Source organism: Vibrio sp. Y51_MX_L26, from assembly GCF_024181935.1.
Lineage (GTDB): Bacteria > Pseudomonadota > Gammaproteobacteria > Enterobacterales > Vibrionaceae > Vibrio > Vibrio diabolicus.
Window position 1 is genome coordinate 36807 of sequence record NZ_JAMZAS010000016.1, and the last position, 23417, is coordinate 60223.

The 23417-nt window shown below is 44.4% G+C and carries 29 protein-coding genes; 7 read left to right on the plus strand and 22 right to left on the minus strand.

Features of this window, described 5'->3' with window-relative positions; translation table 11 throughout:
• Positions 1-19: 19 nt before the first annotated feature.
• From NL645_RS21550 to NL645_RS21565, 4 genes are all read right to left on the minus strand, one after another.
• Positions 20-1102, minus strand: coding sequence for a trans-acting enoyl reductase family protein (locus tag NL645_RS21550; protein ID WP_253652381.1), 1083 nt, complete (start codon positions 1100-1102; stop codon positions 20-22).
• Positions 1103-1126: 24 nt separating this feature from the next.
• Positions 1127-2071, minus strand: coding sequence for an SDR family oxidoreductase (locus NL645_RS21555; RefSeq protein ID WP_253652382.1), 945 nt, complete (start codon positions 2069-2071; stop codon positions 1127-1129).
• A gap of 253 nt (positions 2072-2324) precedes the next feature.
• Positions 2325-2762, minus strand: coding sequence for a MerR family DNA-binding transcriptional regulator (locus tag NL645_RS21560; protein ID WP_006741992.1), 438 nt, complete (start codon positions 2760-2762; stop codon positions 2325-2327).
• Between the two features lie 98 nt (positions 2763-2860).
• Complete coding sequence (locus NL645_RS21565) at positions 2861-3406, minus strand: TetR/AcrR family transcriptional regulator (protein WP_253652383.1); 546 nt, start codon at positions 3404-3406, stop codon at positions 2861-2863.
• A gap of 99 nt (positions 3407-3505) precedes the next feature.
• On the opposite strand from NL645_RS21565, the gene NL645_RS21570 reads away from it, so the two are divergent.
• From NL645_RS21570 to NL645_RS21585, 4 genes are all read left to right on the plus strand, one after another.
• Positions 3506-3979 carry an HPP family protein gene (locus tag NL645_RS21570; protein WP_065646207.1) on the plus strand — a complete coding sequence of 158 codons (474 nt, stop codon included), beginning with the start codon at positions 3506-3508 and terminating at the stop codon, positions 3977-3979.
• A 139-nt stretch (positions 3980-4118) separates the two neighbouring features.
• Entirely contained in the window at positions 4119-4334 is a 216-nt protein-coding gene (locus NL645_RS21575; RefSeq protein WP_048625403.1) for a TIGR02450 family Trp-rich protein, read from the plus strand.
• 117 nt (positions 4335-4451) lie between these two features.
• The gene (locus tag NL645_RS21580) at positions 4452-4829 is read left to right on the plus strand and encodes a PH domain-containing protein (RefSeq protein WP_005396583.1); all 378 of its coding nucleotides are present in this window, start codon (positions 4452-4454) and stop codon (positions 4827-4829) included.
• Positions 4830-4839: 10 nt separating this feature from the next.
• Positions 4840-5058, plus strand: a complete 219-nt coding sequence (locus tag NL645_RS21585; protein WP_054866829.1) for a DUF6500 family protein — start codon at positions 4840-4842, stop codon at positions 5056-5058.
• Here NL645_RS21585 and NL645_RS21590 read toward each other — a convergent pair.
• The 9 genes from NL645_RS21590 to fliD all read right to left on the minus strand — a co-directional run bounded on the left by NL645_RS21590 (position 5055) and on the right by fliD (position 11663).
• The gene (locus tag NL645_RS21590) at positions 5055-5342 is read right to left on the minus strand and encodes a hypothetical protein (RefSeq protein WP_104972923.1); all 288 of its coding nucleotides are present in this window, start codon (positions 5340-5342) and stop codon (positions 5055-5057) included. The genes NL645_RS21585 and NL645_RS21590 overlap by 4 nt on opposite strands.
• A gap of 78 nt (positions 5343-5420) precedes the next feature.
• A complete protein-coding gene (locus tag NL645_RS21595) occupies positions 5421-6413 on the minus strand; it encodes a flagellar motor protein MotB (RefSeq protein WP_253652384.1) in 993 nt (330 codons plus the stop codon).
• Positions 6413-7270 (minus strand): flagellar motor stator protein MotA, encoded by an 858-nt coding sequence (gene motA, locus NL645_RS21600; protein WP_005396580.1) that lies wholly within the window; start codon positions 7268-7270, stop codon positions 6413-6415. The genes NL645_RS21595 and motA overlap by 1 nt, the downstream gene beginning before the upstream one ends.
• 10 nt (positions 7271-7280) lie before the next feature.
• Positions 7281-8009: a FliA/WhiG family RNA polymerase sigma factor gene (locus tag NL645_RS21605; protein ID WP_005396579.1), complete on the minus strand. Its 729-nt coding sequence runs from the start codon at positions 8007-8009 to the stop codon at positions 7281-7283.
• A 12-nt stretch (positions 8010-8021) separates the two neighbouring features.
• Complete coding sequence (gene fliL / locus NL645_RS21610) at positions 8022-8522, minus strand: flagellar basal body-associated protein FliL (protein WP_005398533.1); 501 nt, start codon at positions 8520-8522, stop codon at positions 8022-8024.
• Between the two features lie 22 nt (positions 8523-8544).
• Positions 8545-9618, minus strand: coding sequence for a flagellar hook-length control protein FliK (locus NL645_RS21615; protein WP_182035988.1), 1074 nt, complete (start codon positions 9616-9618; stop codon positions 8545-8547).
• The gene (locus NL645_RS21620; protein ID WP_253652385.1) at positions 9615-9935 is read right to left on the minus strand and encodes a LafD; all 321 of its coding nucleotides are present in this window, start codon (positions 9933-9935) and stop codon (positions 9615-9617) included. The genes NL645_RS21615 and NL645_RS21620 overlap by 4 nt, the downstream gene beginning before the upstream one ends.
• Positions 9919-10305 carry a flagellar export chaperone FliS gene (fliS, locus tag NL645_RS21625; RefSeq protein WP_005398523.1) on the minus strand — a complete coding sequence of 129 codons (387 nt, stop codon included), beginning with the start codon at positions 10303-10305 and terminating at the stop codon, positions 9919-9921. The genes NL645_RS21620 and fliS overlap by 17 nt, the downstream gene beginning before the upstream one ends.
• A 20-nt stretch (positions 10306-10325) precedes the next feature.
• Entirely contained in the window at positions 10326-11663 is a 1338-nt protein-coding gene (fliD, locus tag NL645_RS21630) for a flagellar filament capping protein FliD (RefSeq protein ID WP_253652386.1), read from the minus strand.
• Positions 11664-12079: 416 nt separating this feature from the next.
• Between fliD and NL645_RS21635 the strand changes: the two genes are divergently transcribed.
• On the plus strand, positions 12080-12367 hold the full coding sequence (locus tag NL645_RS21635) for a hypothetical protein (RefSeq protein WP_046875748.1): 288 nt from the start codon (positions 12080-12082) through the stop codon (positions 12365-12367).
• Positions 12368-12437: 70 nt separating this feature from the next.
• Here the strand turns inward: NL645_RS21635 and lafA are convergent, their stop codons facing one another.
• The 9 genes from lafA to NL645_RS21680 form a co-directional block, all read right to left on the minus strand.
• Complete coding sequence (lafA, locus tag NL645_RS21640; RefSeq protein ID WP_046875749.1) at positions 12438-13310, minus strand: lateral flagellin LafA; 873 nt, start codon at positions 13308-13310, stop codon at positions 12438-12440.
• A 304-nt stretch (positions 13311-13614) separates the two neighbouring features.
• Positions 13615-14385: an EAL domain-containing protein gene (locus NL645_RS21645; RefSeq protein ID WP_047009608.1), complete on the minus strand. Its 771-nt coding sequence runs from the start codon at positions 14383-14385 to the stop codon at positions 13615-13617.
• Between the two features lie 19 nt (positions 14386-14404).
• Positions 14405-16495 carry a flagellar biosynthesis protein FlhA gene (gene flhA / locus NL645_RS21650; protein WP_006741984.1) on the minus strand — a complete coding sequence of 697 codons (2091 nt, stop codon included), beginning with the start codon at positions 16493-16495 and terminating at the stop codon, positions 14405-14407.
• A gap of 31 nt (positions 16496-16526) precedes the next feature.
• Positions 16527-17654: a flagellar biosynthesis protein FlhB gene (gene flhB, locus NL645_RS21655; protein WP_253652387.1), complete on the minus strand. Its 1128-nt coding sequence runs from the start codon at positions 17652-17654 to the stop codon at positions 16527-16529.
• Positions 17651-18427 (minus strand): flagellar biosynthetic protein FliR, encoded by a 777-nt coding sequence (fliR, locus tag NL645_RS21660; protein WP_006741982.1) that lies wholly within the window; start codon positions 18425-18427, stop codon positions 17651-17653. The genes flhB and fliR overlap by 4 nt, the downstream gene beginning before the upstream one ends.
• Positions 18427-18696 carry a flagellar biosynthesis protein FliQ gene (fliQ, locus tag NL645_RS21665; RefSeq protein WP_005375036.1) on the minus strand — a complete coding sequence of 90 codons (270 nt, stop codon included), beginning with the start codon at positions 18694-18696 and terminating at the stop codon, positions 18427-18429. Before fliQ ends, fliR begins: the two co-directional genes overlap by 1 nt.
• Before the next feature lie 13 nt (positions 18697-18709).
• On the minus strand, positions 18710-19468 hold the full coding sequence (gene fliP / locus NL645_RS21670) for a flagellar type III secretion system pore protein FliP (protein WP_005398045.1): 759 nt from the start codon (positions 19466-19468) through the stop codon (positions 18710-18712).
• 18 nt (positions 19469-19486) lie between these two features.
• Positions 19487-19858, minus strand: a complete 372-nt coding sequence (gene fliN / locus NL645_RS21675; RefSeq protein ID WP_005398044.1) for a flagellar motor switch protein FliN — start codon at positions 19856-19858, stop codon at positions 19487-19489.
• The gene (locus tag NL645_RS21680; protein ID WP_074190374.1) at positions 19855-20673 is read right to left on the minus strand and encodes a FliM/FliN family flagellar motor switch protein; all 819 of its coding nucleotides are present in this window, start codon (positions 20671-20673) and stop codon (positions 19855-19857) included. Before NL645_RS21680 ends, fliN begins: the two co-directional genes overlap by 4 nt.
• 383 nt (positions 20674-21056) lie before the next feature.
• On the opposite strand from NL645_RS21680, the gene NL645_RS21685 reads away from it, so the two are divergent.
• Both NL645_RS21685 and NL645_RS21690 read left to right on the plus strand, forming a co-directional pair.
• Positions 21057-22076, plus strand: coding sequence for an OmpA family protein (locus tag NL645_RS21685; RefSeq protein ID WP_253652388.1), 1020 nt, complete (start codon positions 21057-21059; stop codon positions 22074-22076).
• Positions 22076-23407 carry a sigma-54-dependent Fis family transcriptional regulator gene (locus tag NL645_RS21690; RefSeq protein WP_161445697.1) on the plus strand — a complete coding sequence of 444 codons (1332 nt, stop codon included), beginning with the start codon at positions 22076-22078 and terminating at the stop codon, positions 23405-23407. Before NL645_RS21685 ends, NL645_RS21690 begins: the two co-directional genes overlap by 1 nt.
• Positions 23408-23417 lie beyond the last annotated feature (10 nt).

Consider the following 23417-nt stretch of genomic DNA (forward strand, 5'->3'; position numbering starts at 1 on the left):
CCGATAGGTGCCTTTTTGTTTACTCTTCAATGGTTATGTCACTAGAACCGGGAAGCTGCGACACAAAACTGGAGCCCATGAGCTTAGAGGGTGTGTATACACCGGCTTCAGGCTTTGTATGTAGCAGGTGTTCTACAATCGCCAGAGATCCCGTTACGGTTAAGCTGTAGCCATTGGCCGTTTGTACTCGTGCTGTTTTGCTTTGTCCGAGTTTGTTGCTTGCTTTACCCCACACATATGTGGGTAATTGGTTTCTTTGCTCCTCATTCGGCCCTTTTACGGTTCTTTCAATACGGCTTTTTATGAGACTTTGTACCCAGGTTATGCCGAGAAGGGGGCGAACCCAATTCGCTCGTTTAGCGTTTTTTATCATGTTTGGCGATCCGGGAATAAAAACATCAATATTCTCAATCCCCGTGGTGTAATAGGCGGTTGAAACATCGCCCCACGGAATGGTCATCGCAAGTTTTTCGCCGTCACCAAAATCAATGTTGCGAACTTTATACGCTAGCGGAACGGTGGTGATTTTTCCGTTAAGCCGCACTTTACCGCCTTGAGCCAAACCTTCGACAGACGTTTTCGCCGTGCCCGGAGAAAAACCAGAGCGAGAGTCAAAACCGAGAGACAAATGTGTTGCATCTGGTAGCGCAGCTTTCAATGTGGCTGCAATACAATCCGTTGGAATAACATCAAAACCAACACCGGAGCACAATACGACACCAGCTTCGTTTGCTTGTGATTGCAGCGTTTGTGCAAACTCAAATACAGAGATCTCACCTGTAATATCGAGATAATGTGCGCCAGCTTCTAGGCTCGCTTTCATCATCGGTTTTGCCGTCGAAGAAAAGGGCCCTGCGCAGTTTAATACCAGTGAGGAACCCGAAATATGTTGGACCGCGCTGCTTTTATCCTCAAGAGAATAAGCAAGACTTTGCAGCCCTAGTTCAGCCGCTAGGCTTTGTACTTTCTCTAAACTTCTACCTGCAAGGATTGGGTGGTGACCCCGTTTTACGGCCTCTCTCGCAATCAGCTCGCCTGTATAACCATTGGCTCCGTATATGATCCAACGATCTGGGGATGATGCCGGTGTGTTATCTTTCATCAAAAAGTTCCTATCAATGCCTGCTTAAAGAGGTTTCTGGTCATTGGCTTTTTCTTGTTGAATTGTGGTCAAGCCTTGTTCGAATGTGGTGATTTTAAAATCTGGAAAACGAGTCTGAAACTTATCCGAAACAAAAAGGTTGTCAGATTCGTAGCGAGGCAAAAGCTCGGCTGCATCTCGAATGGTTTGATTAAATCGCCCAGCTAGCCACAATTGCCAGCGCTTGATGACTTTGTATTTCGGTTGAACGTTAAAAACCTTTGCTGCAACAGCGATAAACTCCCGATACGTCAGTCGACGATCATCGCAAGGCAAATGCCAAGTTTGTCCGTAAGCATCGGGCGTATTCCCAATTAGCGCCATCGCTCGGCTTGCGTCTGGCGTATAAATTAAGCTGCGTTTGGTGTCATCACGTAAAAACACTTTTGCACTCTTTTGGTTAAGTAGATTATCGATAATGGCGGAATTAGTGATGCTTTGCGTTTTCCCCGGGCCGTAAAATTCCGGAGCACGACAGATAACGGCTTCGATTTCTCCTTTATTCATCGATTCTAGCAGCATGTCAGTAATGACCGCACGAATTCGACCTTTTTCTCCATTGGGCTGAAATGGTGCATCTTCTTGTTGAGGCGTATCCGTTTGCGGGTACATGTAGGTATTATCAAAGTAAACAAGCTTTGCTTGATGAGTTTTACATGCGGCGATGACATTACGCATTATTGTTGGCCACTGTTCCACCCACAGTTGGGTATCCATTGGTAGCCCTGCAGTAAGGTAAACGATACTAGAACCTTTTACGGCATCTGATGTTTGTTTCGCGTCGAGCAAGTCCGCTTTTACCAGTTGATCCGTCTCGTTGACTCGATGTGGATTGCGGCTCACCAATCGGATGTCGCTCGTAAAGTCTCGTTTTAGGCTTAATGCCAGCTCACGGCCAATTTGCCCACTTGCACCCAATATCGTTTGCATTCACCAATCTCCCGCTGTGTTGCTTTGATATTCATCCTAACGTTAAAGTTAGGTTTAAGGTCAACCCGCATTTTGAAGATAAATTGGATTGATTTTTTATTGAGTATAGAAACAAGGAGATGGCACACCTGAGCTAAGGGCGAATGGTTTTTACAGACTCAATTTAGTGGCTGGCAGGGGAATTGGCGAATCTTTAACCCAACATCAAGAGTAAAGCTTCGCTTGTTAACATTGCTTTGATTTGGTGACGGTCTTATTTTTTATTTGAGGGATTTTCTTTGGTCAGAATCGTTTGACCAAGTTGAGACATGACGCGTTTTGCATTCATTGCACAGTCCATGTCATCTGGCTTAGCTTCAATCTCTTTAAGTACTTCTTTTAACTTGCTTTTACTCTGCGCGATTTTTCGCTCAAGCTCGTCGAGCTCTTGGACTTTTTGCTGCAAGGTTGTCAATAACTGATGATGATCCCAGTTAGAAAGGTCGGATGGCAGTAAGGCACTTAGTTCATCCAAACTGAAGCCAGCTTGCTGACCCGTTGTGATCATGTCCAGAATCATTAGTGCTTCTTGCGGATACTCGCGGTACCCGTTGGCTTTACGGGTCACGGTTTTTAGCAGCCCGATGCGCTCGTAAAATCGAATACGCGAGGGAGCAAGGCCAGTTTTTTGCGCCAGTTCGCCAATTTTCATATCAAGCGTGTCTCATTAGGTGGATAAAATAACCTTACCATTTCTGAACATTCTCGCCAGTTTGGTGCTTGGTCGTTTCGTTTCTTGATTTCTTACCGTTACAGCTTGTGCAAAATTTCCACGCATTTCTTTGTGACGTCGTCGTACTCTTCTGTCATGTAAGCGGTGGTGATGGCACCTTCTTTCATGATGCAGATGGCATCGAGTAATGATGTGTTGTCTGATTTGAGATAGCGTTGAATTAGCTCACGAACCTGTTGTTTATGGTGGCGGCAATACGTTGCAATCTCGCCGCGGTCGTCACTGAATTCGGCGGACGTGTTGATGAAAAAACAGCCGCGAAACTCGCCCAATTTTTCCTCAGAACCATGAAACCAGCCGTTAAGCGCGGTAAACAACTGGTCGATCACGTCTGTGCTCGATTGTGCTGATGACAGTTTCTCCTCTAGCCACGCCATGAAGATTTGGTGGCGTTGTTCTAGTGCGGCAAGGATGAGCGCTTCTTTGCTTTCAAAATGGCTGTACAGCGTGCGTTTAGCCACGCCAGATACTTTAAGGACTTCATTGATGCCAATGGAGTTGATGCCCTGTTTGTAAAACAGCGACAAAGCGGTGTCGATCAATAACTGTTTCTTTTTGTTCATAACTACGCCCTCAAAAAAGTTCTACAAACACATATTGACAAAGGTAGACAGGTTTGTCTATTTTAATTTATAGACAATTCGGTCTACTTTGAGGTGTTTATGAATAATTTAATTTTATCGTTGGTCGCGGGGCTTGGTGCGACATTGGCTATTGGTGTGTTGTCTTACGCCGAGGTGTCTCTTACTGAGGTTGTACTTCTCATGGCGCCATTTGGCGCTACGGCGGTGTTGGTGTTTGGGGTGCCTAGCAGCCCTCTCGCTCAACCAAAAAATGTGATCATTGGTCACTGCATTACGGCATCTATCGGTATTGCGTTTAGTCAATACGTTGAGATCACGCCAATCACGCTGGCGATTGCGACTGGGTTAGGTGTGTCAGCGATGCTGATTACGAAGACAACGCATCCACCTGCGGGCGCAAATCCTATCTTGATCATGGCCTCTGGGCAGGGGTGGAGCTTTTTGTTCACGCCAGTACTGATCGGCGCGGTAGTGATTGTGCTGGTTGGTAAGGCGTTGCAGTTGCTACAGAGTCAGTACTTAACCCCTCGTTTGAACGGTCAAAAGACCTAATTGGGTTGCAAGTAAGGCCGCATTAGGGGATGACCTCTTTTGCGGCTTTTTCTTTTCGTGGATGCTTAAAAATAAAATCTGATTCTCTCTTGGTATTCAGTCGTATACATAAAGATGTTAGTTAAATTGGTATACCACTATGAATAGAATTCACCCCAAGAAGCTATTGCACAGCAAATGGACGGCGACGTCACCTAAAAATAAAGAGAAGCACTTTGTCGTAACAGAAATGGAGCTGGATGAAGAAGGCAATGTTGTGAAATGTGTCATTGAGGCGGTTATGAGTAAACGTGAGCAAGAGATGAACTGGCAAGACCTGAAAGATCCAGAGCTATGGCGGCAGGGCTGGAAGTAATGCACTTTGTTGAATTTTTCCTAGGTTTGAAATCGAAAGATGGTACTTAGCTGATAGGCAACGGTCTGTGTATCTGCTACGTTGAGTTTGTTCGCTATCAACTAAAAAGGAATGACTATGATCGATTTCGACAATTCATCAGTGTTTAAGCTTAAACCCATTGAGGTATCAAAAGTTAGGGAAGATTTTCACAAGTTTCTTATTGATGGCGAGTCGGTATTTGCGGGCTTTAAAACGGTTCGCGACCAAGTGGTGTTTACCAACAAGCGAGTGATTGCGGCGAATGTGCAAGGGATTACAGGCTCAAAAGTGGATTACACGTCGCTGCCTTATAGCAAGATCAATGCATTTTCTATCGAGACGTCTGGTACTTTTGACTTAGATTGTGAAATTGAGTTTTTCATGAGTGAGGTGGGAAGAGTACGTTTTGAAATTAAAGGTTCGTTTGATCTGATTTCTTTCAACCGTATGGTTAGTGAGTATGTACTAGCGTAAGGGAATAGAAATGAGAGCTTCATTGAGAGACAAAATAATAGAGGTCTGTGACAAAAAGATCGAAAGCAAAGGTGAGCAGGTTGGGCTCTCATTTTATGCGTTTTTCGCCAACAAAAATGATGATCCTGAACAGTTGATGGAGGCGGCTACGTGGTGGATTCAGACCCATCGGCTCGACCACTTCGAAAAAGCAGTAAAAATAAAGTCAATGGTGGAGTCAGGTATCTAAATTAAAAAAAAGAAATAAAGAAAGCAGACAAATGCCAACAACGTCGCGGATAAAACAGGGTAGATAATATAAGAGTCCTGTTTATTGGTTCTTTGAAAGCACAGAGAAACGAGTAAGACGTTGTAGACGACGAGCAGCATACTGATCATGGTCCCATTGTTAAGCGTTAAACTGGATAGCTGAGTTAAGAAAAACGCCAATAAAAGGTAGTCGAAGACAATTAACCATAAAAAGGCTTTCTTCAACAGATCGCGTTTTTTGTTTTCGGATGGTGTTATGTGCATATAGAACTCAACTAAAAAGTCACAGTAACAGAGGTTTCAGTTAGAAAGGTCACCATCAGGCGAGGTGACCTTTTGAGGTTATAATTCTTGAATATTTACTTCGTTGGTGGCCGTATCACCCGAGTAATTGATGACTTCTTGTCGAATGACTGGTTGGTTAAATTCGGCTTTATCTTTCGCTTTTTGCAGTTCACTTTCTTGGTGGTTACCAAAAAGAGTTTCGAGTACTTTGGCTGCTGGCGTCGTTAAAACGAACAGCTCGATACGGCGGTTTTCGCTTGAATCTGGTTCATCAGGGTTAAGCAGAGCTCTATCCGACATGCCTGTGACCTGCATGACGCGATCATCCGGCATGCCACCTTCAACCAGCGTATTTCTTGCGACATCAGCTCGAGATGCAGATAGCGCCCAGTTTGATTGACGACCAAAGCGTTTTTTAAATGGAATCGCATCCGTATGTCCGCTGATGATCAGTGGGTTGTTCACACGCTGAAATACAGGCGCAAGTGCAAGTAATAAGTCTTCGAAGAAAGGGGTCAGCTCTGCGCCACCACGACTGAACATATGCTGTTTGTAATCATCTTGAAGGACGATACGTAAGCCTTGTGGGGTCACGGTTACGTTGACATTCCCTTGTGCGTTAATCTGAGCGGTCATTCGTTCAATGATTTTCGCCAGCGCTGCAAGTTGCTCCTGAGTATCGAAGTTACCAGGAATCAACGAGTCGATTTCTGGCCCATCGCCGTCACCTCGAAAGTATGAGCTTACCACGTGGTTGGAATTGTGTTTACTTGGCACAGAAGAGTCCTGTGCCAAGTCAATAGGAGAGATACTTTGTGAAGTATCAAATGGATTACCGTAACTCTTGTCGAATACGCTTGAGCTATGTAAGTGGGCGACAATTGCTTTACGCTCTTCTTTGTCTACCACCTGCATAACCCAAAGCACAAGAAACAGCGCCATTAGGGCGATCATGAAGTCAGCAAACGCGACTTTCCACGCGCCGCCATGAGGTTCATCATGGCTGTGTGCTTTGGCACGTTTGAACACTACATGCTCTTGTTTTTGCATTATCCCTCCTGTTCAGCTAACCACTTCTCCATTTGGTTGAATGTTGGTTTGATGTCTAGCTGAATATGTTTACGACCAGCGTCAATGGCGAGCAATGTCGGCTTCTTCGCTACGTAGGCAACCAAGGTTGCGCGTACGCATTCAAAAGCAGTCATATTACGTTTTACTCGCTGAGCCATGGCGTTACTTAGTGGGTCTAAACCACAGTAACAACCGAAAATACCAATGAATGTACCTACGAGAGCTGCTGCAACGTGATAACCAATCATAGCGATTGAGCCATCAATGGCCTGCATGGTGATAATGATGCCACCAACTGCTGCAAGAATACCGAAGCCAGGTAGTGCTTCTGCTGTACGCTGTAGTGAGCGTGAAGGCAAAAGCATTTCGTTTTGGATAGCTTCAATTTCTTGCTCTAGCAGTCCCTCTAATTCATGAGGCGACATTTGTCCCATTGCCATTAAACGTAAATTATCAGTAATGAAAGAAATTAGGCGATGATCCTCAGCAATCGTCGGGTAAGCGAGAAACATAGAGCTCTGTTCTGGCGACTCAATGTGAGAGTCGAGAAACTTATAACCACGGTTGCGCGCTGTCTCGAGCAAGTTATTGAGCAGCGCCATTAATTCCATGTAGTACTCATGCTCTTCTGTCGGGCCTTTGATGGTCGCAGGCACTTGGCGACGCATTTCTTTCAGTACGTGAGGTGGGTTACCGATGATCAAAGAACCAGCAGCAGCGCCAATGATGATAAGGAATTCGGCTGGTTGCCAGATAGCGCCTAAGTTACCGCCGGCCCACATGTATCCACCGAAGACGCACACCAGGATAGTGAGGACTCCAAAAAACTTTTGCATCTTGTGACTCCTAAGAGGACATTAATTGGTTGAGTTGTTTCAGCGCTTGTTTGTGAAGCTGACATATACGAGGTGGTGTCAGATCCAATACCAGAGCTATTTCATGTAAGTTGAGTTCATGTTGATAGAACAGAGTAAGCAGCAATTGATCACGCTTCGGCAATTTGCCTAAAGCGCTATCTAAACTGCGACGAATATGCTCATGTTCCATGCCATCATATTGCCCGCCAATATAACTATCACCACTGCTTTCCATCAGTTGGTCAAGGCTTTGCATCTCTCCCGCAAGGGCGGCATTTTGGCGGTTGTAATAGTCCTGCTCATTCGTCCCCAAGGCTTGGATGATTTCTGCATCCGTAGGCATCCGACCTAAAGAGCGTGTGAGATCTCGAGTCACGTCGTTGAGTTCGTGAGCCTGTTGGCGAGTTTTACGTGAGCGCCAATCTAACCGGCGTAATTCGTCTAAAATTGCACCTCGAACGCGACACACGGCAAAGGCAGGGAAATGAGGATCGTCAACATCGCCGTATCGGCGTCCAGCTTCAACTAGAGCGATAAGGCCAATTTGCTGCATATCTTCAATACTACAGTGAGAAGTGGCATGAACACGTAGCTGGTTAACGACGCGTTTCACCATCACTTGATGACGTTGCAGCAGTGCATTTTCGTCAATTGGGCGTGATGGCGTCGTCACTTCCTCTTCTGTGGTATAGGTGTCTTGTATATTCATGTCTAACATGGTTGTGCTCCGTTATTGCACAACATATTTAGTCAACAAAACATCGTCGATTTCGCGAACGATGTCTGTCTTAGCAAAAGCCAGTAAAAGCGTTTGTTTTACTTCGTTTTGCAAAATATCGATGGCACCCGCTTGCTGTAACTCATCAAATGTTTTGTCGCTAAACAATTTTAATAATGAGTTTTGTACCATTGGCATGTACTCATCAATGTCTTTGATGCGCTCAGGACGGCGTGTTTCAATTGCTAGTTCTAGCATGACAAAGTGAGTCTGTTTTTTACCTTTTACGGTCAAAACGACTTTGTCTAAAGGATGGAAGCTAGGACCTTTGCTTGTCGGTTCTTCTGTGACTAAAAATGACAATGGAGAATCATCGATCAAGGAACCAGAGTCAGGTGACTCTTGAGCGTGTTTGTTTAAGTACCAGATTCCGCCCATAATCGTGGCGGCCGAAACGAGGGCGCTGGTGATGATCATGGCGATAAACAGGGCGATCATTTGTTGTTTGGTCATAACCTTTTTCCTCGAGGATTAACTAGGCTTGAGTGTTCAGCCAGTGTTCTGAATAGTTTGTTGTTGTGGTTTGGAATGCACCAGATTCTCGTGCTGCGAAAATAGTGGCGTCTTCTTCATTTGTATGTTGGTCATTGCGACTCTGGCTTTGATCAGAGCCCACGTTGACATCGACATGGACGAAGTTCTGCTCTTGCAGTTCTGTGCGCAGACGCTCAGACACTTGCATTAAAGCTTCTCGTGTTGCGGCTGTATTGGCATTGATGTGCACGCTTAGTCGGTCGCCTTCAACACGTACAAGTAAATCCAGCTTACCTAAATCCGGTGGGTCGAGGCGGATTTTGGCTTCTTGTACATTTTGTTGCGCTTGAAGAGTCACACGGTCATGCAGAACTTGCATCATTTGCTCTCCCCATTTTCCAGCACTGGTGTCAACGCGCACAGCCGCCCACTCAGAGCCTTGAGTTTGAATATGACTCGTGGCAACGGCGGTGTTCGGGGCTTGTGGCGTTGGTGTTTGTCCTTGGAGTGGTGAGGCCGTTGGTTGCCCTTGAGCTGGTTGACTCAATAGGGTCTGAAAGTCGGCACTGGAGATTGATAGACGCGAGTTCGATGACATCGGTTGGCTTTGTTGCACCTCTTGTTGCTTTGGAGAGGTGTTTAGTAAGGCGTTATTTGAGTCTTGTGTTGCAGACTTAACGTCGTTAGCTACCGCTAAAGGCGGAGTTTTTCCGAACTGACCCGGCTGCTTTTCGGCCATAGTGAGCATACTCTGGGTTAGAGCCTGAGCTTGCATAGCAAGATCAGGTGATTCTGTTGAACCCAGTGTACTTGTCAGGTGAGCATCTGCTTCAGAAGCCGAGTGTTCGTCAGTATCCGAACCACGATCATACGCCTTTTCTTCGCTGTCCAAAGCTGGAGCGGTAAGATGAAAACTCGGCACGGTTGAAGCTGAGGCGAAACCTTGGCCGTCATACTGGCTATGCTCAGACATAGGGTTATGAGAAAAACCGTGTACAGCTCTTGCTTGTTTTATGTTGCCTTCATGGCCAGGTGATGCATTGCCGGATATTTGAGTTGAAGGAGATACGATCATTGAGTTAGCTCCATGGTCATCGCTAATTGATAGGCCATAGCGCGCTCTTGATGGTCATTGAACATGTTCATCTCTTTTTCTAACTCGTTCTTCGACTTTTCTAATCTAGCGAATGCATCAGCATGAACGGTTTTGGCACGTTGAATTTCAGGTGCAAGCTTAGGATCCTTCAAAAAAGGTTTGTGACTGATCAATAGCTCTCGCAACTGCAAGTCATAACGCTTAAGCGCATGCCAATCCGCTGTTTTTGTAGCGAATTGGATGAGCTGAGATAAATGACGAAATCGCTCTGGCGACACTTTATGCTTGTTGTCCAAAATTCATCCAACCTTCACGAATGTTACCCATTACACGCTCGACATTAACCAAGCGATTCGCATCGTTCTGCACGCTGGCGTAATAAAGCTCAACTTGGCAGAAGTCATACAGCTGGCGTAAGTTTTCAGCAATTTCGCCACCATTCTCATCATCTAGAGCGCTTGTGAGCCCAATTAAGATGTTCATACATTTGTTGATTCCGTTACCTTTCTCCGCCAAGCGATTCGCAGCCAAATGGCCACGAATACGTTCAACTTCATCAAGTAAGCCATCGATCAACATAATGACTAATTGGTGTGGGTTTGCTGCTGCCGCTTGCGCGTTGAGGTCTACTTGCTGGTACGAGTCATAGCCAGAGTCCATAAGCATGAGTTTTTTCTCCTAAAGGCTTAGCCAAACATTGTCATGGTTTGGCTCATTTGGGTCATAATTGAGTTCATTTGAGTGAATTGTTTTAGGTAGCGGTTGTACGACATCTCGTACTTGCGCTCTAATGTGGTCTGTTTATCTTCGACTCGGTCTAGATTTGCTTGCAAAGCGTCTTTTCTAGATTTGAAAGTACCTGATGAAAACTTCAAAAACGGTTCCGCCATGTCATCAATGGAATCAAGTAACGCACCATCACCATTAAAGATTGCTTCTAAACCAGCACTGTTGTTTTGTTGTGCGTTTTTAAACTTTTCTTGGTCAACTTTCATTTTGCCGTTGCGATCTAGACTGATACCGATCTCGCTTAAACGCATGCCGCCATGCTCACCTCGGACTAAGCTTGTTAATTGGCTTTCAATAGAGCGCAGTGTAGGGTCGCTTGCCAATACGCCGCGTTTTTTGTCTTCACCACCTATTTGGGTGTGTTGGTTCATTGCGCCAATAAGAGTGTTATATGCTTCAACAAACTTATCCAATTGCTCTTTTGTTCCCTCACTATCCGCACCGACCTTCAAGCTAATAGGTGCGTCGCCTGCTGACTGCGCTTTTGAGACCGTAATATCAACACCGTCAATTACGCCTTCAAAAGTGTTGCTTGCGTTCGTCAGTTTGAGACCTGAGTCTTTAGATCCCAACCACATAACGGCATCTTGCGGGGCGCTAATTTGGTTTAGGTTAGTGAATGCATCTTCAAACCACGCTTGACCTGTACCAGAGGCTGATACGTTGATTTTATTGGCAACACCAGTTTCTGTGCTCGATAGCATAAAATGTGTTTGACCGTTTGAGCGAACTAGTGTTGCGCTGACGCCAGGATTATCCACATTGTTGTTGATTGCGCTTGCAAGGTCGCTAACGGTAGCGACTCCGTCTCCGTCACTATCGACGGTTGATAAATCCAGCGTCATTGATTCACCGTTTATAGTGAACTCAAGTGAGCCGGTTGTTGGAATCTCCGTTGTTGCTTCAAGGTCTGCGGGCATGCCGGTTGAAACTTGATGTGAAGTTGCTACTTGCTCTACGAAGATTTGGTAATTTCCTGTAAGAGCCTTGGCATCTGCACTGGCTGTAAAGTTGCCTTCTTGAGACAGCGTAGCGCTGTTCTTAACAATACTGTTTGTATTGCTATTCATCTCATTGATTGCAGTACGAAAGTCTCGTAGCGCGGTTTCAACTTTGCCTAATGCGGAAAGTTGAGCCTGATACTTGTTCGTTTGTAGCTGATAGCGCTGTTGGAATGGTTGAACATCTAAAGTGGCGAACTGCGTTGCCATAGTGATTGGATCTAACGAACTCATGAGGTCGCTCCCTCTCTCATATTTAGTCGACTTAAATAGTGTTCTTTTAAGTCTGGTTTAACTTTTCATCGCAAGATGCGTGCCGTATGTTTAAGTTTTTACAAAACAATAACTTAAGTTGATGTTTTTTGTTGAGAGGAAGCTATGTTTCCACCTTGGATATTCCGCATTCCTCTAAAGGGATAATTACTTTTCCCTAATAGAAAAGGCGACCTAGAGGCAGAAAATATTTAATTGTAGTTATGATGTTAGATAGGGGGAGCTGAATAGGACGTAGTTGTATTAAGTGTTTCCCTCTATTCAATTCAGATAATTCTGATACGGTATTTTAATTGTGTTTTGGTATTATTTTGAAGAGGTTACATATGCAAGTGATCTTGTATTAATTAGACCACCACTTAAAAAGAATGTCTGTTATGAATGAATTTGCTTTACGATTAATGAAATGTGCTCGTGCATATGAGGGTTTTATTAGCACAAAGCTACTTTGCAAACAGAGTATTAATTCTGATGAAATCGCTAGTATTCAACAAGAAGCAATGTCTAAATTCCCGGAGCTTAGACTTAGCCAATTAGAAAACAGAGTTGAACCTGTAGAGCTAGAACTATTTAATAAAATACTACACAATATAATGTTAAAAATAGGCTTTCGAATTCCAGAGCACCTGACTGGTAATACTAGCGCTATTTATATTCGTAGATAAAAATAAAGCCTTCCGCGGGAAGGCTTTATCATTAGGACGATTTAAATTGAGCGCACTATTAACTAAATAATTAGCGAAGTAGTGACATTGCCATACCAGGAAGCTGACTAGTCTTAGAAAGAACGGTCGTACCAGCTTGCATTAGCATTTGGTTCTTAGTCATGTTTGAAGATTCAACTGCGAAGTCTGCATCTGTGATACGGCCTTTCGCTGCAGAAGTGTTTTCAACCATGTTACCTAGGTTAGTCATTGTGTGCTCTAGACGGTTGATGTTTGCACCTAACGCAGAACGTGCAGTACCGATTGCACCTAGAAGACCAGCTTCACCAGTCGCACCAGTTAGTGCTGTCATTGCAGTTTGCGCGTTTGCTGCAGACGTTAGGTCACCTACTGCTAGGGCACCAGCAGTACCAACAGCAGTGTTGATTGCTTGAACTTGACCAGAAACGTCGACTGATAGTTGTTCACCAGCTTGCGTACCGATTTGGAAAGTAACAGCAGCTTGCTCAAATTGACCAGCACCATCTAATAGAAGCTTGTTACCACCAAAGCTAGTAGAAGACATGATGTTAGCAAGTTCTGAACCTAGTTGTTGGTATTCTGCGTTTAGTGCTGTACGGTCGTTTGCAGATAGAGAGCCGTTTGAAGCTTGTGTTGCAAGGTCGTTCATACGGTATGTGATGTTTGTCATCTCATCCATTGCGCCTTCCGCAGTTTGCATCATAGAGATGCCGTCCTGTGCGTTACGCATCGCTACGTTCATGCCACGAGTTTGAGATTCAAGACGAGTAGCAATTTGTAGACCCGCAGCGTCATCTGCTGCTGAGTTGATGCGGTAACCCGTGCTTAGACGCTCCATCGCAGTGTTTAGAAGACCGCTTGTGTTGTTCAGAGTGTTTTGAGTTACAAGCGATGCGTAGTTAGTGTGCATTGATAAAGCCATCTTAGTCTCCTTAGTTAGTCACTATATCTTTCAGGCCTCGGGATATTCCCTAGTCACTAACTAGAGGCGGTCGGTCAGCTTTAATGATTAATTTGAAAATTAAAAAATTCCTAAAAAAGATCAAAATTGATGATTTTTAGTGACTTGTATTCCATGAAAATACAGATATAACATCAAATAACCTGAATAAGCCTGACTTAATCAGGGAAGCAGTCATCTATCAATATTGTCGTTCTTCGTTATAAATAAAAAAACAGCGCGAATAATTCGCGCTGTTTTATAAAGATTAATAGTTAAAATTCTGTCATTCCTCACCAAAAGATTGAAAAGAGAGGGAGGTCGGGATGTCACTGAAATAACCAAAGTAATAATTGGCCCCTAACAAGCGATAGCGGTTTAGCTCTGTTTGGCTCGCTACCCGCCCGGCTACCCAAGGGTATTTGTGCTTTCTTAAGAACTTAGCAATCGGTAGGAAAGCATGTCTTTCTTCTTTATCCTCTAATGTGACCGATAGTTTGATCATGTCGGGGCTAAAGTCAGCGACTCGTTCGAAGTTCACTTGTGATGTCGCGACTTCAAACCAAAGTGAGTAGGCGTTTTCTCTTAACTTCTCTATCAGCGCTGAGACTTTATCATAGGCGCATAGCGTTTTGTCTGCTTGAAGAGAAGGAATCACATGTTGAAAAGCGCAAGAGTGAAACTGAATCATCTGTTCGAGAAAGTATATGCCTGGTTCCCATAGTAATGCGTCAATTCTTATCGGCACGACGACGTTACTGATTAAGTCGGGGTGAAAGGCTTCTAGCTGAAACTGTGTTTGTCGCAATGCGAGATAAAGGCTGAACAAATCTAGGCAGTACTGCATTTGTTCAGAGAGTTCGAATTGATAGACGCTTTGTTCGCCACGCGTGCCAAATCTCAACGTCAGGTGTTGGAATTCTACCTCGCCTGATTGAGTCTCGCGAATGGCTTGGCACGCGTGTTGAATGTCATTGTGCTTTAAAGCATCAAATACTAATTGATCGTCATCCGTGACGATATGTTGTACTGCGAGACCAACCAAATGTTCGTACATCGCATGTGTTGAAATAAGATTAACCAAGGTTTCCTACCACATTGATTTGTTTGTTTTCTGGAATTTCGTTGTAAGACAATACTGCCAGCCCTTGCGTAAATGTGCGTGCGTAACGAGCCAGAAGTGGACGTAACTGAGGCATAACGAGAAGAATCGGAGGTAATCCCTGTTGTTTGAGCTGTTGTCTTATCAGTGGCAAGTTTTGTTGGAACTGACCAAGAATATTTGGCTCAATTGGGAAGCTGTCTAACATTACTGTACCAGAAGATTGTGCTTGTTGTAGCGAAGTCAGTAGCATTTGTTCTAGTTCATCAGAGAGAGCATAGACATTTAATTCGTTTTTCTGTCCCGCAATCAGGTTTACGAGCGTGCGTTTTAGTGCGCAACGCACATCAGATGCCAGTAAAATCGGGTCTTTAGTGTTTTCCGCGGACTCCAGCATCGTGTTAGCAATCGTACGAATATCTTTTAGTGGCACTTGGTCTAGTAACAACTGGCGATATACTTTGAGTTGCTGCGCAGGGTTAAGTGCCGCGGCTAGGGCTTCGGCTAACTTCGGTGCTTGCTGTGTCAAACGTTGCGTCATGGCTTCAACATCGTCGTGCGTAAACAACTCAGCAAGGTTTGTTTTCATTATCTTGCTAATATGAGTCGCGATGACCGTGCCATCATCGACCACTTGATAACCCATGTTCAGCGCTTTCGCTTTGTCTTGATGTTCAATCCACACTGCTGGTAATTGGTAAGCAGGATCACTGCCCAAAATACCATCTACTTCACCGTACGTTTCTCCGACTGCAATCGCCATCAAACGTTCTGGCTCGATAAAGCCTTGTTCGATCACTTCGCCATTGAGAGAAATTGTATACTGATTCGGTTTAAGGCTTAGGTTGTCTCGAATACGCACCTCTGGTAATAAAAAGCCGACTTGTTCAGATAGGTTACGGCGCACACCGCGAATACGCTGTGATAAAGGTGCACCTTGTTCTTTGTTGACTAGGTGAACGAGACGGTAACCCAGGGAAAGCGACAACGTTTGAACATGAGGAATATCTTCCCACGTAAGTGGTGTATCGTCCTCTTGCATGGCTTGTGAAAGTGCTTCGACCTCCTCGATTTGGGAGTCTTGCACGGGCTTTTTCGTTTGACGCCAACCCGCGAAAGCTAAAGCACCCGCGAAAGCAAAAAAGGCCAAATGTGGCATGCCTGGTACCATGCCTATCACAGCCATGATGCCTGCGACGGTAAACAGTGTCGCCGGGGTTGCCAGCAATTGTTTTTGCATGGTTTCCGACATGCCATTATCGCTATCATTAATTCGCGTAACGATAATCGCTGCAGCCGTTGCCAATAGAAGTGATGGAATTTGAGCTACTAAGCCATCACCGATTGTAAGTAGTGCGTAGGTTTTAAAGGCGTCAGATGCTGCGAGTCCATGCTCAAAGACGCCGATGCTGATACCACCAATGATGTTGATAAACAGAATCAGCAAACCAGCGATAGCATCGCCTCGCACAAACTTTGAGGCACCGTCCATCGAGCCATGGAAATCGGCTTCGTTAGCGACTTCTTTACGACGCAATCGAGCGGTTTCCTGATCGATAAGACCGGCATTTAAGTCGGCATCAATCGCCATCTGTTTGCCCGGTAAGGCATCCAAAGTAAAGCGCGCTGACACCTCAGAGATACGTTCGCCACCTTTGGTAATTACGACGAAGTTGATGATCATCAAGATAACAAACACCACCATACCAACGACGTAGTTACCGCCAATAACGACTTCACCGAACGCTTGGATGACTTTACCTGCCGCATCCCCCCCATTATGTCCTTCTAGGAGTACGATTCGTGTGGAAGCGACGTTCAGTGTAAGACGCAATAATGTCGCGACTAACAAAATTGTTGGAAAAACTGAGAAGTCTAATGGTCGCTTTGCGGTAGTGCTGACCAGCAATACTAGGATTGCCAAGACGATATTGAAGGTAAACAACGCATCCAATAGCAGGGGAGGCAAAGGTAAAATCACCATTGCCAAAATCATTAGCAAGACAATTGGAATGCCAATGTAGCCTTTGGTTGATGTTTGAAGTTGTTTTAACCGGTTAAGCATACTTTCGTGTCCTTGGATAAACGCGGGTTAATCAGTGCTGCAAATGTTTTGGAATCGAAAAATGAGGCAAAGGAGTTGGCTCTTTTCCTTCACCTTTACGGAAGGCTTTCAATTGCAAAACGTAAGTAAGAATATGTGCCACGGCAATGTACAGTTGGCTTGGGATTGCTTGTTCAATCGCCGTGGTGTGATAGATCGAACGAGTCAACGGTGGTGAGTTGATGATCTCCACCTTGTTTTCTTGGGCGATTCGTTGAATGTGCATGGCAGTTTCGTCTACGCCTTTTGCAACCACAAATGGAGCATCAGAAAGTGAAGGTTCGTACTTCAGAGCGACAGCGTAGTGAGTTGGGTTAGTGATGATTACGTCAGCCGTTGGTACCATCTTATCGATTTTACGGCGTGCAAACTGCTGTTGAATTTGACGGATTCGCTGCTTTACTTCAGGGCGGCCTTCGTTGTTCTTGAATTCCTCCTTCAGCTCTTGTTTGGTCATACGCAGCTCTTTTAGGTGCTCCCAACGTTGGTAGGGAATGTCTACAACACCAAATAACAACAACGCAAACCCCATCAACAATAAGCCTTCAAAGAGAATAGACATCACGAGGGAAAAGCCTTGGCTTAAAGGTAAGTTTTGCATACCTAGCAGAGGCTGTAAGTGGTTGTCTAAATAGCCATATAAGATGCCGAAAATAACGGCTACTTTGAATGTGGACTTTAAGAGCTCAACCACTGAGCGTGTCGAAAAAATGCGCTTTATCCCACTTAAAGGATTAATTTTGCTCAGCTTTGGCATAACGTTCGCCGGACGGAACATCCAACCGCCTAGTACAAGGCTGCTACCACAGGTCACGATAATAATGACGGTAAACAACGGCAATAGCATGTCGATGATTACCGCTAAACTTTGTCCCAATTGCTCGACAAGCTGATTCGGGTTTTCTAAGTCGGCTCGCGTCAGCATCATGTTGTAGCGAAAAATACCTGACATACTTTCCCAAATGCTATTGAGCTGAGAGTAAAAGTAGAGCGCCACCGCTAGAAATATCACCGCAGTAGTAAACTCTTTCGCACGAGGAATTTGTCCTTCCTGACGTGCTTTTTTTACTTTCTGCGGCGAGGCTTTTTCAGTTTTGTCCTGAGACGATTGATCGCTCATGCGCCCCCCAACATAAAGTTACTCAAGTGTCTGATGGTGTCGTGTACAAGCGCGGTGTAGCGACCCGGCACACCAGATACTGAAATTAATACGCTGAACAGGCCAAGAAGCATCGTCATTGGAAAACCTAACGCATACACGTTGAGTGAGGGGGCGGCGCGATTCATCACACCAAAACTGATGTTGGCTAGGAGCATTGAAACAATGGCAGGCAACGCTAGTGCTAAAGCAGAGGCAAACATCCAACCGAAAATATTTACAACGCCTTGCAGAGAAAGCGAAGTGATTCCAGAACCGACCGGCCACACGACAAAACTTTGAATCACGATATCAATGACGAGCAAATGTCCTTCTAGCGCGAGAAATAACAAGGTTGAAAATATAAGAAATATGCGGCCCAAAATGGCGACGGAAAGTCCGTTGATAGGATCATTCATCATTGCCATACCCAATCCCATTTGCAGAGAAACGACCTGACCAAGCATGGTGAAAACGTTAAAGAGCATGTGCAAAATTAGCCCAAACATCACGCCCCAAATCGCTTGCTCAAAAGCAAGGAATAGAGACGTCATGGAGAATAATTCGACTTGTGGCATTGGTGGCATCAATGGTGCGGTAATCACGACGATCGAAAGTGCCAGTAGGGTACGGATCCAAACGGGAATGATTGCATCACCAAAGAAGGGCATCGAAATAAATACAGCTCCCACACGAAAAAACGGCCACCAGAGTTGACCGAGTATCGCTGAGAGCTCTGCAAATGTGATGGCCATTAGCCAATCATCCCCGGTATGTTGTGGAATAAGAAATCAAACAGTTCCATGATTTTTCGGAGCATCCAATGACCCGCAAAAATCACCATCAATAGCGTAACGAGCAAACGTGGTAAAAAGCTGAGTGTTTGCTCGTTGATTTGTGTGGCGGCCTGGAAAACGGCGATACACAAACCGACAATTAAGCCAGGAACAACCAGTACCGCAACCATTAAAATGATCAGCCATACTGCATCGGAAAATAACGTTACGGTTAGTTCAGGGGTCATAGCATGCTCCTATTTAACCGAAACTGGCAGATAATGTGCCAACCGTCATTGCCCAGCCATCCACGAGTACAAACACTACCAGTTTAAAAGGGAGTGAAACAATCAAAGGCGATAGCATCATCATACCCATTGCCATGAGCACACTGGCGACAACCAAGTCGATAACTAAGAAGGGGATGAAGAGCATAAAGCCAATTTGAAAGGCGGTTTTTAGTTCACTGATGACAAACGCAGGCAAGACAACCGCAAAAGAAATATCCTCAACGTTTTGGTCGAGTGGTTCATTGGCAATACGCAGCATTTGCTCAAGAGAGCTTTGATGAGTTTGTGCCAGCATGAACTCTCTCACTGGTTTCTCTGCTACAGAGAATGCTTGTATTAGCGTGATTTCACCATTGTCATACGGTTGAAATGCATTTTCATGAATATCGCTCCAAACAGGTCGCATGATCAGCAAGGTCAATGCCAAAGCAATCCCAACCAATACGCGGTTAGGAGGACTTTGTTGAAGACCAAGGGCTTGGCGCAAAATCGCGAGGACGACGATAATCCGAGTAAAGCTCGTTGCCATCAGAATGAATGCTGGAAGAAAACTGAGCGCCGTCATCAACAACAGAATTTGCAATTTAACGCTGTATTCTTGCTGTGTGTCGCCATCAGAAACGGACAAGATAGTTAAGCCGTTGTCTGCCGCCATGGTTGGGAAAGCAAACAAAAGTGACACCAGTACCAAAAGAGGTAACCAACGGTGCCAAGCGCTCAGATTTTTCATTGTGATGCCTACCTAAGATTATTGACCAACGCCACTCAATGCAGAGTCATGTACATCGATCAGACGAAGTCCGTACTTATCATTAACGACGACGACTTCAGCGTGACCCATTAGAGATCCGTTTACCTTTACGTCTAAAGGCTCGCCATTGAGCTTTTCAAGTTCGATAACCGTGCCTTCTCCGGCTTTCATTAAGTCCCCAAGTGGGATTTCTTTGCTTGCAACTTCCAGCGTGACAGTGACGGGAATACTTTTGAAAAAGCTAAGATCACGTTCCGCAGTTGCTGGTTCTTGTTGGAGCGTACTTTCAGCTTCAAAGTCTTCTAATTGAAAGTCGTCAAAGTTCAATTCTTCTGCGTCGAATGCATTCGTTTCTGGCGCTTCGCTCATCGCTGCGGTTCCTTATCAGGGTTAAAGATCAAAACAAGTTGGCCGTCTTGCTCAGCAATACGACCTGTAAATAAAGATTGGTTACCAATGCTGACTGGAACCGTATTAAGAAGCTCAATTGGTAAAATATCGTTAGGTTGTAAGCCAACAACGTCGCTCAACGGCATCTTCTTTTTACTTAAAACAACATTCAGTCGAACAGGCGTTGCCTCTAAAGAGCGACAGAATGGTTGGTACAAATCCGTATCGGGCTGCAGTTCAAGCTGCTCGATCAGTGTTTGAATAAGGTGGCTATCTAGTTTGAGATGAATTGAGCCTTGGTGATCGTCAAACGCGATGTTTAACTGCACGTTAATCCCAATCCCTCGGGGTGCTTCGTACTCACCCATTTCCCACATCTCACCTGGTGCAAGCCAACCAATAATGATACGACTGATTCGCTCTTGTAGGCGGAGATCACTTGCTGTCAGTGTTGTTGCTGAACGCTCAGTGCTGGCACCATAGAACCGATCCGCCAGTTTTATTAACGTGTGAGAATCTCCATGAACAAATACCATGCCGCCCTCTTGGTGTTGATAGGTTGACGTTTGGTCTTTATCCATTTTTATCGGTGTAAAGCGATGCAAGTCTACAGAGGTTAAGCTAGCTTCCACTTTACTCGTACTGAGCCAATTTTGTAATTCAATCGTAAGGCTGGAACAAGACTCTGAAATCAAGCCTTCAAGCTTTTCACGAATGATATGAATAGGTTTGCCTAATAATTCTACATCAAGTAGTTGAATATCAGAAATAGGCTCGCTAACTCTATTTTCCATTTATATTTTACCGTGCTTTAACAATCGAAACTGTTTTAACTTAATGGCGTGTAGTCTACACAGAAATTTTAATGATCTTTTAGTTTCAAACTCTAAGATTGTGACTTTAGTTCACATGTTGCCTTGAGCATATAGTCTTAATCTTTTAATAAAATTTAAAAAGGGTTAGTTTCCTTTATAAATTGCTTAATAAGAAAATATAAAAATATTAAGCGTTTTAGTTGTTATTAACTTTTTAAAACCATCTTCATGGTGTAACGGCTAATTTAGATAATTAAATTATAAGACATTGTTTTTAAAGCTTAAATCTTGATTTTAAAGGTTTGGTCATGCTCTTGTGAGCATTTTGTAACCAGTTTCAATATTCAGAATAGGTAATTAACATGATTAGCTATGCCAGTTATCACGGCTTAGTGGCATATTTAATTAAATTGATAAGGTCATGGAATTGTAAGATATACATGGACTCTATCCGTTTGATAATTTGTAACACACTTATTTTTGTGAGTTTTATTTTTTCTAAACTAACATATTCTGGAGAGGTCTTAACAATACCAATGGATCTTTCAAAATGGATATATAAAGGAAATCTATTTGAGTGCAACTTATTGCAATCAAATAGATTGTATGGGAAGTTTTATTTCCGTTCGGAACCTAACAATAAAACTTATTTTATTTCCGATATACATTATGAAAATAATAAATGGAAAACGATTGCTCTAATAAGTCAAAGTGCCCCTTGGTCTGGTGAGCTTTATAGAAAAGAGTTTGTGACCCTTGATTTTACTAAGCCATCCCAACGATTTGTCTTCAGCAAAGGCGCTGATGAACTCATGGATTTAATTGCTACTGGTAATTGGGTGACGTTGTCACTAAAGGGAAGTAATGCTTCCTCTTTGTCAGAGATTGTGATTCCGACTATTCAAATTCAAAACGCGCTCAAGTCATTTAATGCCTGTCGAGCGCGTTTGCCTAAGCTTTCGTTTTCAGAGGCACGAAATCTTGTTCTGTCTTTTGACTTTGGTCAGAAGGCGCTCAGTCGTAAGCAGCAAGAAACGCTCGCAGCGCTAAATAGCTATGTATCTGTTGATGATCGTGTGACCAAGATCTTAATTGATGGCCACACCGATAACGTTGGTTCTAGCTTGGCGAACCTTTCAGTATCACGTACTAGAGCAGAGCAAGTTGCCGAGGCCTTAGTTGAACTTGGTATTGATAAATCGATGATCGAAACAAGAGCGCATGGTTCTCGTTACCCAATTGCCAGCAATAGTTCGACGAAGGGCCAAGCGAAAAATCGACGTGTAACGTTGCGCCTAGTTAGAGATAACGAGCGAACGGCAGTGAAACACCACCCTGATGTACAACAACAAAATCAACAAACGAAAGTTAAGGTTCAATGATGACGAAAACGAAAATTTTGTTGGTTGAGCCGAATGAAGCTCTTGCTCAACCAGTATTGGATGTGTTGCAAAATGCAGGTTACACCGCAAAACACACTCGTACTGGCCGAGGCGCATTACTTGAAGACCGAGCAGAAATCACTCTTGTGAGCTCTACTTTACCGGACATGTGTGTCCGCGAGTTTGTTGCTTGCCACCAAAAGCAACGTAACTCTGGTGTTGTTATCGCTATTGTCGATCAAGAGCAGGGAATCTTGGCGGCTGAGACGATGAAATCGGGAGCAACCGATTATCTATTACGCCCATTTGAAGCGAATCAGCTGCTCAATTTACTGAAGCGCGTTGAAGCGCTAGGTAAGCCAATGGCCAACATTGTTGCGGAATCTTGGCGAAGCAAGCAGGTACTGCAATTGGCGCATCGTGCCGCTTGCACCAGCGCCAGTGTGTTAATTACAGGCGAATCGGGAACGGGTAAAGAAGTGCTGGCTCGATATGTGCATGAGCACTCTCCACGTATTGATGGTCCATTTGTGGCGGTTAACTGCGCCGCCATTCCAGAGTCGATGTTAGAAGCGGTTCTATTTGGTCATGTCAAAGGTGCCTTCACAGGAGCGACTAACTCTCAAAGCGGTAAGTTTGAAGAAGCGAATGGCGGGACGATTTTGCTAGATGAAATCGGTGAAATGTCCCCTGCAGTTCAAGCCAAGTTATTACGCGTTCTTCAAGAGCGTGAAGTGGAACGCGTAGGCAGCCACAAGGCGGTGAAGCTTGATATTCGTGTTATTGCGGCAACCAATAAAGACTTACGTGAAGAAGTTCAAAAAGGCACATTCCGTGAAGACCTTTATTACCGATTGGATGTTTTGCCTCTGCACTGGCCTCCTTTGCGTGAAAGAAAAGAAGACATTTTACCGATCAGCCAATTCTTTATTGAAAAGTATCAAGATAGCAGTCGCTGTCATCTATCCCAAGATGCAATCAGTGCGCTGAGTCAGTATCACTGGCCAGGTAATATTCGCGAGTTGGAAAATGTCATTCAGCGTGCATTGGTCATGCGTCATGGTGACTACATTACTGCCCATGATCTGATGCTGCCTATTGAACTTGTTGCGCCAGTTCCATCCGCTGAGCCAGCTTCAAGCTTTGGTCATGTAGAAGCGAAGAAGCAGGCCGAATATCAATTTATTTTAGAAAAATTACGTCAGTTTGGTGGAAACCGAACGAAAACCGCAAACGCGCTTGGAGTCTCTACTCGAGCGCTACGCTACAAACTCGCAGCCATGCGAGAACATGGTATTGATTTACAGTCGGCACTAGGCTCGGCTGCCTAATAGGAGAAAA

What these genes read in the sequence shown, in the direction of transcription:
- NL645_RS21550 (WP_253652381.1), bottom strand. Translation starts at nt 1,102, where the DNA reads ATGAAAGATAACACACCGGCATCATCCCCAGATCGTTGGATCATATAC.
- NL645_RS21555 (WP_253652382.1), bottom strand. Translation starts at nt 2,071, where the DNA reads ATGCAAACGATATTGGGTGCAAGTGGGCAAATTGGCCGTGAGCTGGCA.
- NL645_RS21560 (WP_006741992.1), bottom strand. Translation starts at nt 2,762, where the DNA reads ATGAAAATTGGCGAACTGGCGCAAAAAACTGGCCTTGCTCCCTCGCGT.
- NL645_RS21565 (WP_253652383.1), bottom strand. Translation starts at nt 3,406, where the DNA reads ATGAACAAAAAGAAACAGTTATTGATCGACACCGCTTTGTCGCTGTTT.
- NL645_RS21570 (WP_065646207.1), top strand. Translation starts at nt 3,506, where the DNA reads ATGAATAATTTAATTTTATCGTTGGTCGCGGGGCTTGGTGCGACATTG.
- NL645_RS21575 (WP_048625403.1), top strand. Translation starts at nt 4,119, where the DNA reads ATGAATAGAATTCACCCCAAGAAGCTATTGCACAGCAAATGGACGGCG.
- NL645_RS21580 (WP_005396583.1), top strand. Translation starts at nt 4,452, where the DNA reads ATGATCGATTTCGACAATTCATCAGTGTTTAAGCTTAAACCCATTGAG.
- NL645_RS21585 (WP_054866829.1), top strand. Translation starts at nt 4,840, where the DNA reads ATGAGAGCTTCATTGAGAGACAAAATAATAGAGGTCTGTGACAAAAAG.
- NL645_RS21590 (WP_104972923.1), bottom strand. Translation starts at nt 5,342, where the DNA reads ATGCACATAACACCATCCGAAAACAAAAAACGCGATCTGTTGAAGAAA.
- NL645_RS21595 (WP_253652384.1), bottom strand. Translation starts at nt 6,413, where the DNA reads ATGCAAAAACAAGAGCATGTAGTGTTCAAACGTGCCAAAGCACACAGC.
- motA (WP_005396580.1), bottom strand. Translation starts at nt 7,270, where the DNA reads ATGCAAAAGTTTTTTGGAGTCCTCACTATCCTGGTGTGCGTCTTCGGT.
- NL645_RS21605 (WP_005396579.1), bottom strand. Translation starts at nt 8,009, where the DNA reads ATGTTAGACATGAATATACAAGACACCTATACCACAGAAGAGGAAGTG.
- fliL (WP_005398533.1), bottom strand. Translation starts at nt 8,522, where the DNA reads ATGACCAAACAACAAATGATCGCCCTGTTTATCGCCATGATCATCACC.
- NL645_RS21615 (WP_182035988.1), bottom strand. Translation starts at nt 9,618, where the DNA reads ATGATCGTATCTCCTTCAACTCAAATATCCGGCAATGCATCACCTGGC.
- fliS (WP_005398523.1), bottom strand. Translation starts at nt 10,305, where the DNA reads ATGCTTATGGACTCTGGCTATGACTCGTACCAGCAAGTAGACCTCAAC.
- fliD (WP_253652386.1), bottom strand. Translation starts at nt 11,663, where the DNA reads ATGAGTTCGTTAGATCCAATCACTATGGCAACGCAGTTCGCCACTTTA.
- NL645_RS21635 (WP_046875748.1), top strand. Translation starts at nt 12,080, where the DNA reads ATGAATGAATTTGCTTTACGATTAATGAAATGTGCTCGTGCATATGAG.
- lafA (WP_046875749.1), bottom strand. Translation starts at nt 13,310, where the DNA reads ATGGCTTTATCAATGCACACTAACTACGCATCGCTTGTAACTCAAAAC.
- NL645_RS21645 (WP_047009608.1), bottom strand. Translation starts at nt 14,385, where the DNA reads ATGTACGAACATTTGGTTGGTCTCGCAGTACAACATATCGTCACGGAT.
- flhA (WP_006741984.1), bottom strand. Translation starts at nt 16,495, where the DNA reads ATGCTTAACCGGTTAAAACAACTTCAAACATCAACCAAAGGCTACATT.
- flhB (WP_253652387.1), bottom strand. Translation starts at nt 17,654, where the DNA reads ATGAGCGATCAATCGTCTCAGGACAAAACTGAAAAAGCCTCGCCGCAG.
- fliR (WP_006741982.1), bottom strand. Translation starts at nt 18,427, where the DNA reads ATGGCCATCACATTTGCAGAGCTCTCAGCGATACTCGGTCAACTCTGG.
- fliQ (WP_005375036.1), bottom strand. Translation starts at nt 18,696, where the DNA reads ATGACCCCTGAACTAACCGTAACGTTATTTTCCGATGCAGTATGGCTG.
- fliP (WP_005398045.1), bottom strand. Translation starts at nt 19,468, where the DNA reads ATGAAAAATCTGAGCGCTTGGCACCGTTGGTTACCTCTTTTGGTACTG.
- fliN (WP_005398044.1), bottom strand. Translation starts at nt 19,858, where the DNA reads ATGAGCGAAGCGCCAGAAACGAATGCATTCGACGCAGAAGAATTGAAC.
- NL645_RS21680 (WP_074190374.1), bottom strand. Translation starts at nt 20,673, where the DNA reads ATGGAAAATAGAGTTAGCGAGCCTATTTCTGATATTCAACTACTTGAT.
- NL645_RS21685 (WP_253652388.1), top strand. Translation starts at nt 21,057, where the DNA reads ATGATTAGCTATGCCAGTTATCACGGCTTAGTGGCATATTTAATTAAA.
- NL645_RS21690 (WP_161445697.1), top strand. Translation starts at nt 22,076, where the DNA reads ATGACGAAAACGAAAATTTTGTTGGTTGAGCCGAATGAAGCTCTTGCT.